The organism is Pseudomonas sp. SAS7 (assembly GCF_052112345.1).
Lineage (GTDB): Bacteria > Pseudomonadota > Gammaproteobacteria > Pseudomonadales > Pseudomonadaceae > Aquipseudomonas > Aquipseudomonas putida_Q.
Window position 1 is genome coordinate 138105 of the sequence record NZ_JBEGGO010000015.1, and the last position, 13145, is coordinate 151249.

A 13145-nucleotide genomic window follows, 5' to 3' on the forward strand; every position below is an offset into this window, starting at 1 on the left:
CAGCCTCTTCGCGGGTAAACTTGCCGCCACAGGAGCCCGACAGCGCCTGTGAGAAAGCAAAAAAAAAGCCCCGCAAAAGCGGGGCTCATGGTGAAACACATTACCCAAAGACGATTTCGTCGCCTTCCACCGTGGCGGTAATCGACGTACCCGGCACAAACTGGCCTGCCAAAATCAGCTGCGCCAGCGGGTTTTCGATCCAGCGCTGGATAGCCCGCTTCAGCGGCCGTGCGCCGTACACCGGGTCGTAACCCACGGCAATCAGCTTGTCCAACGCTTCCGGGCTCAGGCTCAGCGACAGTTCGCGCTCCAGCAGACGGCTGCGCAGGCGGCCCAGCTGGATCTCGGTAATGCCGGCGATCTGCTCGCGGCCCAGTGGCTCGAACACCACCACTTCGTCGATACGGTTGATGAACTCCGGGCGGAAATGCGCGCCCACTGCATCCATCACCGCCGCACGCTGTGCCTCGCGGTCGCCTACCAGCTCCTGGATCTGCGCCGAGCCCAGGTTGGAGGTCATCACGATCACGGTGTTGCGGAAGTCCACGGTGCGCCCGTGGCTGTCGGTCAGGCGGCCGTCTTCCAGCACCTGCAGCAGCACGTTGAACACATCCGGGTGGGCTTTCTCCACCTCATCCAGCAGCACCACCGAGTATGGCTTGCGCCGTACGGCCTCGGTCAGGTAACCGCCCTCTTCATAACCTACATACCCTGGTGGTGCACCGATCAGGCGAGCCACGGAGTGTTTCTCCATGAACTCGGACATATCGATGCGCACCATCGCCTCTTCGGTGTCGAACAGGAACTCGGCCAGCGCCTTGCACAGCTCGGTCTTGCCCACACCGGTGGGGCCGAGGAACAGGAACGAACCGCTTGGCCGGCTCGGGTCGGACAACCCTGCACGCGAGCGGCGCACGGCGTTGGCCACGGCGGTAACCGCCTCGTTCTGGCCGATCACGCGCTGGTGCAGCAGCGCTTCCATTTTCAGCAGCTTCTCGCGCTCGCCTTCCAGCATCTTGGACACCGGGATGCCGGTCCACTTCGACACCACTTCGGCAATTTCTTCCTCAGTCACCTTGTTGCGCAGCAACTGGTTCTCGGTCTTGCCGTGCTGGTCGACCATCTGCAGGCTGCGCTCCAGGTCGGGGATTACCCCGTACTGCAGCTCGGCCATGCGGCTCAGGTCGCCTTTGCGACGGGCGGCTTCCAGTTCCTGGCGGGCCTGCTCGATCTTTTGCTGGATCTGCGCAGAGCCCTGCACTTCGGCCTTTTCCGATGCCCAGATTTCTTCCAGGTCGGAATATTCACGCTCCAACCGCTCGATTTCTTCGGTCAGCTTCTCGAGGCGTTTTTTCGCCGCTTCGTCTTCTTCCTTCTTCAGCGCCTGCGATTCCACCTTCAACTGGATCAGGCGGCGATCAAGGCGGTCGAGTACTTCCGGCTTGGAGTCGATCTCCATGCGGATGCGGCTGGCCGCTTCGTCAATCAGGTCAATCGCCTTGTCAGGCAGCTGGCGGTCAGTGATGTAGCGGTGGCTGAGCTTGGCGGCTGCGATAATGGCACCGTCGGTGATGGCCACCTTGTGGTGCACTTCATAGCGCTCTTTCAGGCCACGCAGAATCGCGATGGTGTCTTCCTCGCTCGGCTCCTCTACCAGCACCTTCTGGAAGCGGCGCTCCAGGGCGGCGTCCTTCTCGATGTACTGGCGGTACTCGTTCAGCGTGGTGGCGCCGACGCAGTGCAGTTCGCCGCGCGCCAAGGCTGGCTTGAGCATGTTGCCGGCGTCCATGGCGCCTTCGCCTTTACCGGCGCCGACCATGGTGTGCAGTTCATCGATGAACAGGATGATCTGGCCTTCCTGCTTGGACAGCTCGTTCAGCAGCGATTTGAGGCGCTCTTCGAACTCGCCGCGGTACTTGGCACCGGCAATCAGCGCGCCCATGTCCAGCGCCAGCAGGCGCTTGCCCTTGAGGCCATCAGGCACTTCACCATTGATGATGCGCTGGGCCAGGCCTTCGGCGATGGCGGTTTTACCCACGCCAGGTTCACCGATCAGCACCGGGTTGTTCTTGGTACGGCGTTGCAGCACCTGCACGGTACGGCGGATTTCGTCGTCACGGCCAATCACCGGGTCCAGCTTGCCTTCTTCGGCACGCTTGGTGAGGTCGACGGTGTACTTGTCCAGCGCCTGGCGCGACTCTTCGGCGTTGGCATCATTCACTGCCGCGCCGCCACGCAGGTTGTTGATGGCGTTTTCCAGGGCTTTCTTGCTCACGCCCTGGCTCAGCAGCAGCTTGCCGAGCTTGCTGTTCTCGTCCATGGCAGCCAGCAACACCAGTTCGCTGGAAATGAACTGGTCGCCCTTCTGCTGGGCGAGGCGGTCGGCCTGGTTAAGCAGGCGTGCCAGGTCCTGCGACATGTTCACGTCGCCGCTGGGGTTCTGGATTTTCGGTAGCTGGTCGAGCTCTTTCACCAGTGCCTGGCGCAGGCTGTTGATGTCGAAGCCAACCTGCATCAGCAGCGGCTTGATCGAACCGCCCTGCTGTTCAAGCAGTGCCTGCATCAGGTGCACGGGCTCGATGGCTGGGTGGTCCATGCCAACGGCCAGGGATTGAGCATCGGATATTGCTAATTGCAGCTTGCTGGTCAAACGGTCTATTCGCATGGTGTACCTTCCTTTAAAGGGCAGGTCGGAGCGATGGACAGCGCCTGTTTATAAAGAAACCTGCCTGAGATGACCTTATAGATAAGGCTGATTCTGGAAGATTCAAGCGTAGCGGGGTTGACCGGGGTCAGCTTTTGGAATGCTGGGGCCGCTGTGCGCCCCTTTCGCGACACAAGGCCGCTCCTACAAGAGATCGCATTCCCCTGTAGGAGCGGCCTTGTGTCGCGAAAGGGCCGCACAGCGGCCCCAGTTTCTTGAATTCAGCGAGGTTGCAGCCACACCAGGGATGCAAACCGCCCACCCTGCGGGGTACGGCGATAGGAGAAGAACCGCGCATCACTGACCGTGCACAAGCCACCGCCATAAACAGCAGTCACCCCACGGGCAGCCAGGCGAATACGCGCCAGCTCGTAGATATCCGCCATCAGCTTGCCTGGCCGTTCGCCGTCGACGAATGCCCGAGCGGCTTGCGGGTGCACGGCGGTAAAGGCATCACGCACTTCCAGCCCTACTTCGAAAGCCTGTGGGCCAATGGCCGGCCCCAACCACACCAGCACTTCTTCAGGCGGCAGTGCCAGGCGGTCCAAGGTGGCTTCCAGCACGCCGCCCGCCAACCCGCGCCAGCCCGCATGCGCCGCCGCCACGCGAGTACCGGCCCGGTCGCAGAACAGCGCAGGCAGGCAATCGGCGGTCATCACGGTACAGGCAATGCCAGGCTGGTCGGTCCAGCTGGCGTCGGCCTCGGCCACCACGGCCGGGTCGGCATCCGCCACCACCAGCCCATGCACCTGCTTGAGCCAGGCCGGCCGGATGGCGAACGTGTCGCTAAGGCGACGGCGGTTCTCGGCAACGGCAGCAGGGTCATCCCCTACGTGGTCGCCAAGGTTGAAGGTTTCGTAGGGCGGCAGGCTGACGCCGCCCTGACGGGTGGTGACACAGGCGCGAACCGAGGCCGGGGCAGGCCAGTCGGGAAACAGCAGCGACTGCGTCAGGCCACTCATCCGATAAAGCTCTCGCGGTCTTCGCTCAGCAGCGACAGCAACCAGAGGAAGTCATCGGGCAGTGGCGACTCCCACTTCATGATTTCACCGGTGATCGGGTGAGCCAACGCCAGGAAGCGCGCATGCAACGCCTGGCGCGGGAAGGTTTTCACCGCCTCGACCATGGTCGGGCTGGCAGCCGGTGGAATGCGGAAGCGCCCACCGTACGTCTGGTCGCCGACCAGCGGGAAGCCAACGTGGGCCATGTGCACACGAATCTGGTGGGTACGGCCGGTTTCCAGCTTTACCCGCACGTGGGTGTGCGAGCGGAACCGCTTGAGCACCCGGTAGTGGCTGACCGCCGGCTTGCCGCCGTCGGTGACTGCCATGCGCTGGCGCATGCCGCCGTGGCGGCCGATCGGGGCATCGATCTTGCCACCGGAAGTGACCACGCCGATCACGATGCATTCATAAATGCGGCTGACCTTGCGCGCCTGCATCTGCTCGACCAGCTTGGTCTGCGCCTGCAAGGTCTTGGCCACCACCATCAGGCCGGTGGTGTCTTTATCCAGGCGATGAACGATACCGGCGCGCGGTACGTTGACGATGTCTGGCACGTGGTGCAGCAGCGCATTGAGCAGCGTACCACTGGCATGGCCGGCGGCCGGGTGCACAACCAGCCCGGCAGGCTTGTTGATGACCATGATGTGGTCGTCTTCGTAGACGATATCCAGCTCGATATCTTCTGCGATCCACTCGCCCTGGGCCTCTTGTTCGGCCTGCAGTGCTAGCAGCGAGCCACCATAGACGGTGTCTCGAGGGCGCACAACGGCGCCATCGACCGTCAGGCGGCCCTCTTTGATCCACGAAGTAAGCCGCGAACGCGAGTACTCAGCGAACAATTGGGCGGCGACCTGGTCGAGGCGTTGGCCGCCCAGTTCGGACGGTACCTCTGCGCTAAGTTGAATGATCTCGGACATGCTCGATTCGGCGGGCGCACAGCCTTTGGTTTCGGCTGCGAGCTTGTGGTTAAATACGGCTTCTTTTGTCCCGGGGTTGGCCGGGGCGCTCATCATAACAGGACGGCACCGCCCAAGACAGCGGCCGTCAAAGGGACGCAAGCCGCCATGCAAGTGAAACACCTGCTGCTGATCGCCATCCTCGGGCTTACCGCGGCCTGTTCCTCTAATAAAGAGGTCATTGACGAGAACCTCAGCGAAGCCGAGCTGTACCAGCAGGCGCAAGCTGACCTGGACAACTCCAGCTACACCAGCGCCGTGAACAAGCTCAAGGCCCTGGAATCGCGCTACCCGTTCGGTCGCTATGCCGACCAGGCGCAGCTCGAGCTGATCTACGCCAACTACAAGAACTCCGAGCCCGAGGCTGCCAAGTCGGCTGCCGAGCGCTTCATCCGCCTGCACCCGCAGCACCCGAACGTCGACTACGCCTACTATCTCAAAGGCCTGACCTCGTTCGACCAGGACCGTGGCCTGCTGGCGCGCTTCCTGCCGCTGGACATGACCAAGCGTGACCCAGGTGCCGCCCGCGACTCGTACAACGAGTTCGCCCAGCTGACCAGCCGCTTCCCCAACAGCCGCTACTCGCCCGACGCCAAGCAGCGCATGATTTACCTGCGCAACCTGCTGGCCTCGTATGAAATTCATGTGGCCGACTACTACCTGAGCCGCCAGGCCTATGTGGCCGCCGCCAACCGTGGCCGCTACGTGGTAGAGAACTTCCAGGAAACCCCATCGGTCGGCGACGGCCTGGCGGTGATGGTCGAGTCGTACCAGAAGATGCACCTGGACGAACTGGCCGCCAGCAGCCTGGAAACCCTAAAGCTCAACTACCCGGACCACCCGAGCCTGGCCGATGGCGAGTTCCAGCCCAAGCAGACCGAGTCTGACGGGCGCGGCTGGCTGTCCAAGGCCACCCTGGGCCTGATCGAAACCGATACGCCGCTGCCGCCGGGCGAAACCCGCGCCAACCAGGACGTGGTCAAGCAGTTCCAGGACGCGCGTGACGAGATGCCGCAAGAGCTGCTGCCAAAAGACGAAAACGGTGATCCGATCGTGCCGGAAGGCCCGAAAGAAGCCGAAAAAGACCGTTCCTGGTTCAGCTACATGACCTTTGGTCTGTTTGATTGACCCACAGCGGTACATGAAAGGGAGGCCTTGGGCCTCCCTTTTTTATTGGCCGCGCCCTAGACTGTCAGCTTCTTCAACCGACAAGCTGGACACCATGGTTCGCCTACTTTTCTGGATCGCCCTGATCGCCGCCGCGTTCTGGCTGTGGCGCAAGTTCAAAGTCAGCCAACAGTCGCACCCTGAGGCGAAACTGGACGCGCCACTGCAGATGGTGCGCTGCGCCCATTGCGGCGTGCACCTGCCCAACGACCGGGCGCTGCAGCAGGGCAAAGAGTGGTACTGCAGCCAGGCGCACCTGCAACAGGGGCCTGGCCGACAAGGCTGAACACAGCCCCTGTAGAAGCGGGTTCGCCCGCGAATGCATCGATAGCTTCAGTGCAGCATTCGCGTGCAAACCCGCTTCTACAGGAAGCGCGGTGATTTGCTTTGCCACATATCCCTGCCCGACCCTTTCACTCCATTTACGACCCCTCTCCCACCGCCAGCATTGACCCACCCGGGCAAAACTCGCTAAATCCTATTTATCCGCATAAATATGAAAAATAGCGAAATGCTCAAACCCAAACGCAAGCGCCAGAAGCTGTCCGATGTGATCGTCGAATCGGTCAAGCGCTCGATCGTCACCGAAGCGCTGCATCCCGGTGACCGCCTGCCCACCGAGCGTGAGCTGATGGAGCATTTCGAGTGCTCCAAGGGCACCGCCCGCGAAGCGCTCAAGGCGCTGGAGGTGGAAGGCCTGGTCAGCACCCGCACCGGCCCGGCCGGCGGCGCCTACCTGAACGAAGTGGGCACCGAGCCGGCCAGCCGCGCGCTGCGCAACTACCTGCACTTCCAGCATCTGGACGGCGAGCAGGTGTACCAGCTGCGCAAAGTCATCGAGGTAGAGCTGGCAGTGTCGGTGATGGGCAAGCTGAGCGAAGCCGATTACGCCGCGCTGCAGGCCAACATCGATTTTTGCAGCGCGCCGGAGGACAGCGAGGAAGGCCAGCGGGAACAACGCCTGGCGGAGCTGGAATTCCACACCCTGCTGGCCGATCGCTGCAGCAACCCGTTGTTGCGTTTCATGGCGGTATTTCTCAACGACCTGCTGCGCGATCTGGTGGTGCTGAAGAAGGCGTACCTGCCCAAGCGCCAGCAGTTCGCCGCCGCCAACATCGCTTACCACAAGCAACTGCTGACAGCCCTGCGCGCCAGCGACGAACCCGCCGTACGCCGGCTGATGCACGAGCACATGTGTGACGCCGAGCACCACATGACCGCGCTGGAAGGCGAGGTTGCCCGTAACTTCCTGCTGGAGTTCGACCACCACCACTGATGCCCCTGGACAGAGGCCTGCACACAGGCCCGGCCGTACCCGCTTTGTCATTGCCACTCCTGCCTAATAACCACAACCAAGGAGTTACTCATGCAAAGACGTACCCTGCTCAAGGCAGGCCTTGCCCTGGGTGCCTTAGGTAGCCTCCCCTTGGGGGCGCACCGGGCATTCGCCGACCAACCGCTGACCTTCTATGGGCTCAAGTCCATGTCGGGCGCCTTCGCCAGCTACGGCAAGTACGCCGACATGGGCTCGCGCCTGGCCATCGCCGAGTACCCACAGTTGCTCGGCCACCCGCTCAAGTACAAAGTCATCGACACCGAAGGCAACGCCGGCAAGGCGGTGCGCAAGGTACAGGAAGCCATCGGCCAGGATGGCGCACGCTTCTTCCAGGGCTGCACCCTGTCATCCTCGGCACTGGCAGTGTCGAAGGAAATCCACAAGGCCGGCGGCGTGTTCATGACGCCCGTGGGCGCCGACGAAATCACTGGCAAAGACTGCAATGCCTCCACCTTTCGCTGGTCGGTGCCCACCTACGGTGCCATCCGCGAAACCCTGGTGCCGATGATTCGCCAACTGCCCCAGGCCAAGCGCTGGTACACCATCACCCCGCAGTACGTGTTCGGTGATGCCCTGCTGGACAACGCCCGCAAAGTGTTCGCCGAGCTTGGCGTAGAACACATCGGCAACAGCTACCACTCGCTGCAGGAGCAAGAGTTCTCCGGTTACCTGACCAACGCGATTGCCGCCAAACCCGACGTGCTGGTGCTGCTCAATTTCGGCAGCCAGGCCTCCAACGCCCTGCGCCAGGCGGTCAATTTCGGCATCAAGGACCGCATGAAAGTGCTGATGGTGTGGTCGGCCGGCCTCGACCAGTTCCAGGAACTGGGCAGCGACGTGCTCGAGGGTGTGTACCTGGGCGCGCAGTACTGGCACCAGGTCGACACCCCACTGAACAAGCAGCTGGTGGCCGCCACCCGCAAGGCCTATGGCATCAACCCCAACTACCCGCTGGCCGCCGATTACATCGGTACCAAGGTCATGCTCGAGGCCATCGTCAAGGCCGGCAGCCTGGACGGTGCCGCCGTGTCTGCCGCATTGCAGGGCATGCGCTTCCAGGGCCCGACCGGCGAAGAACTGATCCGCCCGGGTGACCACCAGGTACTCAAGGATTACTACCTGCTGCGCGGCAAGCCCCAGGGGCAGATGCGCGATGAGGACGACCTGGCCGAAGTCATCAGTTCGGGCCGCTCGTTCGTCGAGGTCGACCACACCGGTTGCGCCCTGGCCTGAAGCCACGGCGTTAGTCACCAACACTCGTACAGGCAGCCGCCCCGCGCGCTGTCGAGGGCACGCTCATGCTCGATTTGTACCTGTTCCAACTGCTCAACGGCCTGGGCCTGGGGATGATCTACTTCCTCATTGCCGTTGGCCTGACGATCATTTTCGGCCTGCTCAACTTCGTCAACTTCGCCCACGGCGCGTTCTTCCTGCTGGGCGCCTACCTGTGCTACACCGCCGTGGCCATCACCGGCAACTTCTGGCTGGCGCTGCTGATTGCGCCACTGGCAGTGGCTGCGCTGGCCTGGGCGGTCGAGCGCCTGTTGATCAAGCGCATCTACCACCTGCCGCACACCTTCCAGATCCTCGTCACCCTCGGCATCGCGCTGATCATCCAGGAGGCTTCGGTGCTGATCTGGGGCCCGGTGGGCAAGAACATTGCGGTGCCGCCGGAGCTGCGCGGGGTGCTTATCCTCGGTGACTTCATCTACCCCTACTACCGCCTGTTCCTGATCGGTTTCGCCGCGCTGATCGGTATTGGCCTGTGGCTGTTGCTGGAGCGCACCCGCTTCGGCGCACTGGTACGGGCCGGAAGCGAAAGCACCGAGACGGTGTCGCTGTTGGGTACCAACATTTTCCGTCTGTTCTCGCTGACCTTCGCCCTGGGCGTGGGCCTGGCGGGCGTGGCGGGTGTGCTGTTCGCGCCGCTGCGGGGCGCGCAACCCTTCGTCGGCCCGGAAATCCTCGGCATTGCCTTCGTGGTGGTGGTGATCGGCGGCATGGGCTCGTTCGGCGGTGCGCTGGTTGGCGGCCTGCTGGTGGGTGTGGTGCAAAGCATGATGACCAGCCTCTGGCCGCAAGGCGCCAGCCTGATGATCTACGGCGCCATGGCCGCCGTGATCCTGGTCCGCCCCTATGGCCTGTTCGGGAGAGCCTGAGATGAGCGAGAAAAACCCATTGCCGGTCGCCAAGGGCCGTACCCCGGCGCTGCTGTTGCTGGTGGTTGCCAGCCTGGTGGCGCTGCCGCTGTTGTTGCCATCGGCCACCCTGGCCACAGAGATCCTGATTTTTGCCCTGGCCGCACTGGCCTGCAACCTGCTGCTCGGCTACACCGGCCTGCTGTCGTTCGGCCAGGGCATCTTCTTTGGCGTGGGCGCCTATGGCGCGGCGCTGTTGATGATCCACCTGCAGTGGGGCATGTTCGCCGCGCTGCTTGGTGCAGCCGTGTTTGGCGCCTTCCTGGCGCTGCTGGTGGGCGCACTGGCAATCCGCCGCACGGGCATCTACTTCGTCATGCTGACCCTGGCCTTCAGCCAGATGGCCTACTTCCTGGCCTATACCCTCAGCGGCTGGACCGGCGGCGACAACGGCCTGCTCGATGTGCCCCGGCCAAACATCGAAATCGCCGGCCATGTACTGGTCGACCTGGCCGACCCGCGGCACTTCTATGTGTTCGTTGCAGTGCTGTTCCTGTTGATTTTCGCCTTCGCGCTGCGGGTGATTCGCTCGCCGTTCGGCAGCACCCTGCTGGCCATCCGTGAGAACGAGACCCGCGCCGCCGCCATCGGCTACGACACCCGCCATTTCAAGATCCTGGTGTTCATGCTGTCGGGCGCCATCACCGGTATCGCCGGGGCGCTGTACGCCATGCTGCTGCACTTTGCGCCGCTGTCGAACATCGACCTGATGATGAGCGAGAACATCCTGATCATGACCATCGTCGGCGGCACCGGCTCCTTGTTCGGCTCGCTGCTGGGGGCCGGTGCCATCGTGCTGCTGGGCGATGTGCTGTCGGAGCTGTGGCCGCGCTGGCTGATGCTGCTGGGGGTAATCCTGATCCTGGTGGTGGTGTTCATGCGTGGCGGCCTGTGGGGGGGCCTGACCGAACTGGGCAAGCGCCTGTTCGCCACCCGCAACGCCAACGACAAACCCCAGGCCAAGACCAAGGAGACCCTGTGATGAGCGACTACCTTCTGGAAACCCGCCAGCTGGAGCTGGCCTACGGGCCGTTCAAGGCGGTCGCAGGCGTCGACCTGAAAGTGCGCACCGGCACCATCCACACCGTCATCGGCCCCAACGGCGCCGGCAAGACCAGCCTGTTCCACTGCCTGACCGGTGAACGCCAGGCCACTGCCGGCAAAATCCTGTTCAACGGCCAGGACATCATTCGCAAGCCGTCCCACGGGCGGGTGGCGCTGGGCATGGCGCGTTCGTTCCAGCTCACCAGCCTGTTCCAGAACCTGTCAGTGCGCGAGAACCTGCGCCTGGCGGCCCAGGGCCGTGATGGCCTGGGCGCGCTGAACTTCTGGCGCAGCGTCGAGCACAAGCGCAGCCACTGGAACACCGCCGACCAGGTACTGGAGCGCCTGAAACTGAGCGCCCGTGCCGACACCCTGGCCGGCGAACTGTCGCACGGCCAGCAACGGGTGCTGGAGGTGGGCATGTCGATCTGCGCCAAGCCCACCTTGCTGATGCTCGACGAGCCCACTTCGGGCATGGGCATCGACGACATCCCGGTGATGACCGACTTGATCAGCGACCTTGGCCGCGACCATACCGTGCTGCTGATCGAGCACAACATGAGCATTGTCATGTCGATCAGCCAGCGCATCACGGTGATGAGCCACGGCCAGATCCTGGTCGAGGGTACCCCTGAACAGGTGCGCAACGACGAGCGCGTACGCACCGCCTACCTTGGAGAGGCCGCCTGATGCTCAACGTCGATTCGATTCACGCCTACTACGACAAGAGCCACGTGCTCGAAGGTGTCTCGCTCAAGGTCGAGGCCGGAGAACTGGTAACGCTGCTCGGGCGCAACGGTGCCGGCAAGACCACTACCTTGCGCAGCATCCTCGGCATCGTCCGCCCCCGGCAGGGGCAGGTCAGCTTCAACGGCCAGCAGCTGGTCGGTCGCGAAATTTTCGATATCGCCCGGCTCGGCATTGCTTTGGTGCCCGAGCACCGCGGCATCTTCCGCCAGCTCAGCGTGGAAGAGAACCTGAAGATTGCCGTGCGCAAGACCAGCCGCTGGCAGCTGGAGGACGTGTACGGCATGTTCCCGCGCCTCAAGGAGCGCCGCCGCAACGGTGGTTTTGCCCTGTCCGGTGGCGAGCAGCAGATGCTGGCCATCGCCCGCGCCCTGCTCAACGGCCCCAAGCTGCTGATTCTCGATGAACCTACCGAAGGCCTGGCCCCGGTGATCGTCGACGAACTGGTGAAAATTCTGCGGCGCATCAAGGACGAAGGCCTGTCGATCCTGCTGGTGGAACAGAACCTGATGGTTTGCGATGCCCTTGCCGATCGCCATTACGTGCTGGAACAGGGGCGGGTCGCCTACCAGGGCAGCGCGGCGCAGTTCCGTGAGGACCCGAGCATCAAGAACCGATACCTGGCCCTGAGCGCCTGATCCAGGCCTCGTTTACCTGTGCCCGCGAAGAGGCCGGTACAAGCAACTGAATACTTTTCAGGAGAGATCAAACATGAATACCCGCATCGATCCCTCGCAGCACCTGCTCGGCCAAGGCTCCCTGGTCAGCCGCGAGCGCCTTTGGCAATCGCTGATGGACCTGGCCCGCCTCGGCGCCACTGCCAAGGGCGGCGTATGCCGCCTGGCCCTGACCGACCTCGACCGCCAGGCCCGCGACCTGTTCGTGCGCTGGTGCGAAGAGGCCGGCTGCACGGTCAGCGTCGACGCCATCGGCAACATCTTCGCCCGCCGCCCCGGCCGCAACCCTGCCCTGCCGCCCGTCATGACCGGCAGCCACATCGACACCCAACCCACCGGCGGCAAGTTCGACGGCTGCTACGGCGTCATGGCCGGCCTTGAGGTGATGCGCACGCTCAACGACCTTGAGCTGACCACCGAAGCCCCACTGGAAGTGGTGGTGTGGACCAACGAAGAAGGCTCGCGCTTCCCGCCATGCATGATGGGCTCGGGCGTGTTCGCCGGTAAGTTCGGCCTGCAGGAAACCCTGGACAAGGTCGACGACCAGGGCTTGTCGGTGGGCGCGGAGCTGCAGCGCATCGGTTACGCCGGCCCGCGTGTGCCGACCGGGCATGCCGTCGGTGCGTACTTTGAAGCGCACATCGAACAAGGCCCGGTGCTGGAAGACCAGCGCACCACCATCGGCGTGGTCCAGGGCTGCCTGGGGCAGAAATGGTTCGACCTGGTGCTGACCGGCGTCGAGGCGCATGCCGGGCCCACCCCCATGCACCTGCGCAAGGACGCCCTGGTCGGCGCCGCCGAGGTAGTGGCTGCGGTCAACCGCACGGCCCACGCCCACCAGCCGCATGCCTGCGGCACGGTCGGCTGCCTGACCCTGCACCCGGGCTCGCGCAATGTCATCCCCGGCCAGGTACAGATGACCATCGACCTGCGTCACCTTGACCCCGAACACCTTGGCGCCATGGTCGGCGAAGTGCGCGCCGCCATCGAAAGCAGCACGGCACAGCACGGGCTGAGCTACGAGCTGACCCCGACCGCCGATTTCCCGCCGCTGTACTTCGCCGAGCAGTGCGTGGACGCTGTGCGTCAGGGCGCGCGCGCGCTGGGCCTGAGCCACATGGATATCGTCAGCGGCGCCGGTCACGATGCGATCTTCCTTGCCGAGCTGGGCCCGGCCGGGATGATCTTCGTGCCGTGCGAAGGGGGCATCAGCCACAACGAAATCGAAAATGCCGCGCCGCAGGACCTGGCCGATGGCTGCGACGTCCTGCTGCGCGCCATGTTCCAGGCCGCCAACCCGGGAGCCCGTTGA

General features: G+C 63.6%; 12 protein-coding genes. 9 read left to right on the top strand and 3 right to left on the bottom strand.

The window, feature by feature from the left end; all coding sequences use genetic code 11:
* Nucleotides 1-100: 100 nt before the first annotated feature.
* The 3 genes from clpB to rluD form a co-directional block, all read right to left on the bottom strand.
* Nucleotides 101-2665 carry an ATP-dependent chaperone ClpB gene (clpB, locus tag ABI582_RS22385; protein WP_442120290.1) on the bottom strand — a complete coding sequence of 855 codons (2565 nt, stop codon included), beginning with the start codon at nucleotides 2663-2665 and terminating at the stop codon, nucleotides 101-103.
* 260 nt (nucleotides 2666-2925) lie between these two features.
* On the bottom strand, nucleotides 2926-3666 hold the full coding sequence (pgeF, locus tag ABI582_RS22390) for a peptidoglycan editing factor PgeF (protein WP_442120291.1): 741 nt from the start codon (nucleotides 3664-3666) through the stop codon (nucleotides 2926-2928).
* A complete protein-coding gene (gene rluD, locus ABI582_RS22395) occupies nucleotides 3663-4625 on the bottom strand; it encodes a 23S rRNA pseudouridine(1911/1915/1917) synthase RluD (protein WP_258655052.1) in 963 nt (320 codons plus the stop codon). Before rluD ends, pgeF begins: the two co-directional genes overlap by 4 nt.
* 147 nt (nucleotides 4626-4772) lie before the next feature.
* Between rluD and ABI582_RS22400 the strand changes: the two genes are divergently transcribed.
* From ABI582_RS22400 to ABI582_RS22440, 9 genes are all read left to right on the top strand, one after another.
* Complete coding sequence (locus ABI582_RS22400) at nucleotides 4773-5792, top strand: outer membrane protein assembly factor BamD (protein WP_016501586.1); 1020 nt, start codon at nucleotides 4773-4775, stop codon at nucleotides 5790-5792.
* Between the two features lie 94 nt (nucleotides 5793-5886).
* Nucleotides 5887-6117, top strand: coding sequence for a PP0621 family protein (locus tag ABI582_RS22405; protein WP_016484789.1), 231 nt, complete (start codon nucleotides 5887-5889; stop codon nucleotides 6115-6117).
* A gap of 225 nt (nucleotides 6118-6342) precedes the next feature.
* Nucleotides 6343-7107 (top strand): FadR/GntR family transcriptional regulator, encoded by a 765-nt coding sequence (locus ABI582_RS22410; RefSeq protein WP_258655050.1) that lies wholly within the window; start codon nucleotides 6343-6345, stop codon nucleotides 7105-7107.
* A 90-nt stretch (nucleotides 7108-7197) separates the two neighbouring features.
* Entirely contained in the window at nucleotides 7198-8400 is a 1203-nt protein-coding gene (locus tag ABI582_RS22415) for an ABC transporter substrate-binding protein (RefSeq protein WP_012270383.1), read from the top strand.
* A 65-nt stretch (nucleotides 8401-8465) separates the two neighbouring features.
* Entirely contained in the window at nucleotides 8466-9326 is an 861-nt protein-coding gene (locus tag ABI582_RS22420; protein ID WP_258655047.1) for a branched-chain amino acid ABC transporter permease, read from the top strand.
* A gap of 1 nt (nucleotide 9327) precedes the next feature.
* On the top strand, nucleotides 9328-10347 hold the full coding sequence (locus tag ABI582_RS22425) for a branched-chain amino acid ABC transporter permease (protein ID WP_338746006.1): 1020 nt from the start codon (nucleotides 9328-9330) through the stop codon (nucleotides 10345-10347).
* Complete coding sequence (locus tag ABI582_RS22430) at nucleotides 10347-11099, top strand: ABC transporter ATP-binding protein (protein WP_258655044.1); 753 nt, start codon at nucleotides 10347-10349, stop codon at nucleotides 11097-11099. Before ABI582_RS22425 ends, ABI582_RS22430 begins: the two co-directional genes overlap by 1 nt.
* Nucleotides 11099-11794 carry an ABC transporter ATP-binding protein gene (locus tag ABI582_RS22435; protein ID WP_258655043.1) on the top strand — a complete coding sequence of 232 codons (696 nt, stop codon included), beginning with the start codon at nucleotides 11099-11101 and terminating at the stop codon, nucleotides 11792-11794. Before ABI582_RS22430 ends, ABI582_RS22435 begins: the two co-directional genes overlap by 1 nt.
* A 73-nt stretch (nucleotides 11795-11867) precedes the next feature.
* Nucleotides 11868-13145: a Zn-dependent hydrolase gene (locus ABI582_RS22440; protein ID WP_338746005.1), complete on the top strand. Its 1278-nt coding sequence runs from the start codon at nucleotides 11868-11870 to the stop codon at nucleotides 13143-13145.

Excerpts from the sequence above, each read along its gene's own strand:
- clpB (WP_442120290.1), bottom strand. The coding sequence starts at position 2,665 with ATGCGAATAGACCGTTTGACCAGCAAGCTGCAATTAGCAATATCCGAT.
- pgeF (WP_442120291.1), bottom strand. The coding sequence starts at position 3,666 with ATGAGTGGCCTGACGCAGTCGCTGCTGTTTCCCGACTGGCCTGCCCCG.
- rluD (WP_258655052.1), bottom strand. The coding sequence starts at position 4,625 with ATGTCCGAGATCATTCAACTTAGCGCAGAGGTACCGTCCGAACTGGGC.
- ABI582_RS22400 (WP_016501586.1), top strand. The coding sequence starts at position 4,773 with ATGCAAGTGAAACACCTGCTGCTGATCGCCATCCTCGGGCTTACCGCG.
- ABI582_RS22405 (WP_016484789.1), top strand. The coding sequence starts at position 5,887 with ATGGTTCGCCTACTTTTCTGGATCGCCCTGATCGCCGCCGCGTTCTGG.
- ABI582_RS22410 (WP_258655050.1), top strand. The coding sequence starts at position 6,343 with ATGCTCAAACCCAAACGCAAGCGCCAGAAGCTGTCCGATGTGATCGTC.
- ABI582_RS22415 (WP_012270383.1), top strand. The coding sequence starts at position 7,198 with ATGCAAAGACGTACCCTGCTCAAGGCAGGCCTTGCCCTGGGTGCCTTA.
- ABI582_RS22420 (WP_258655047.1), top strand. The coding sequence starts at position 8,466 with ATGCTCGATTTGTACCTGTTCCAACTGCTCAACGGCCTGGGCCTGGGG.
- ABI582_RS22425 (WP_338746006.1), top strand. The coding sequence starts at position 9,328 with ATGAGCGAGAAAAACCCATTGCCGGTCGCCAAGGGCCGTACCCCGGCG.
- ABI582_RS22430 (WP_258655044.1), top strand. The coding sequence starts at position 10,347 with ATGAGCGACTACCTTCTGGAAACCCGCCAGCTGGAGCTGGCCTACGGG.
- ABI582_RS22435 (WP_258655043.1), top strand. The coding sequence starts at position 11,099 with ATGCTCAACGTCGATTCGATTCACGCCTACTACGACAAGAGCCACGTG.
- ABI582_RS22440 (WP_338746005.1), top strand. The coding sequence starts at position 11,868 with ATGAATACCCGCATCGATCCCTCGCAGCACCTGCTCGGCCAAGGCTCC.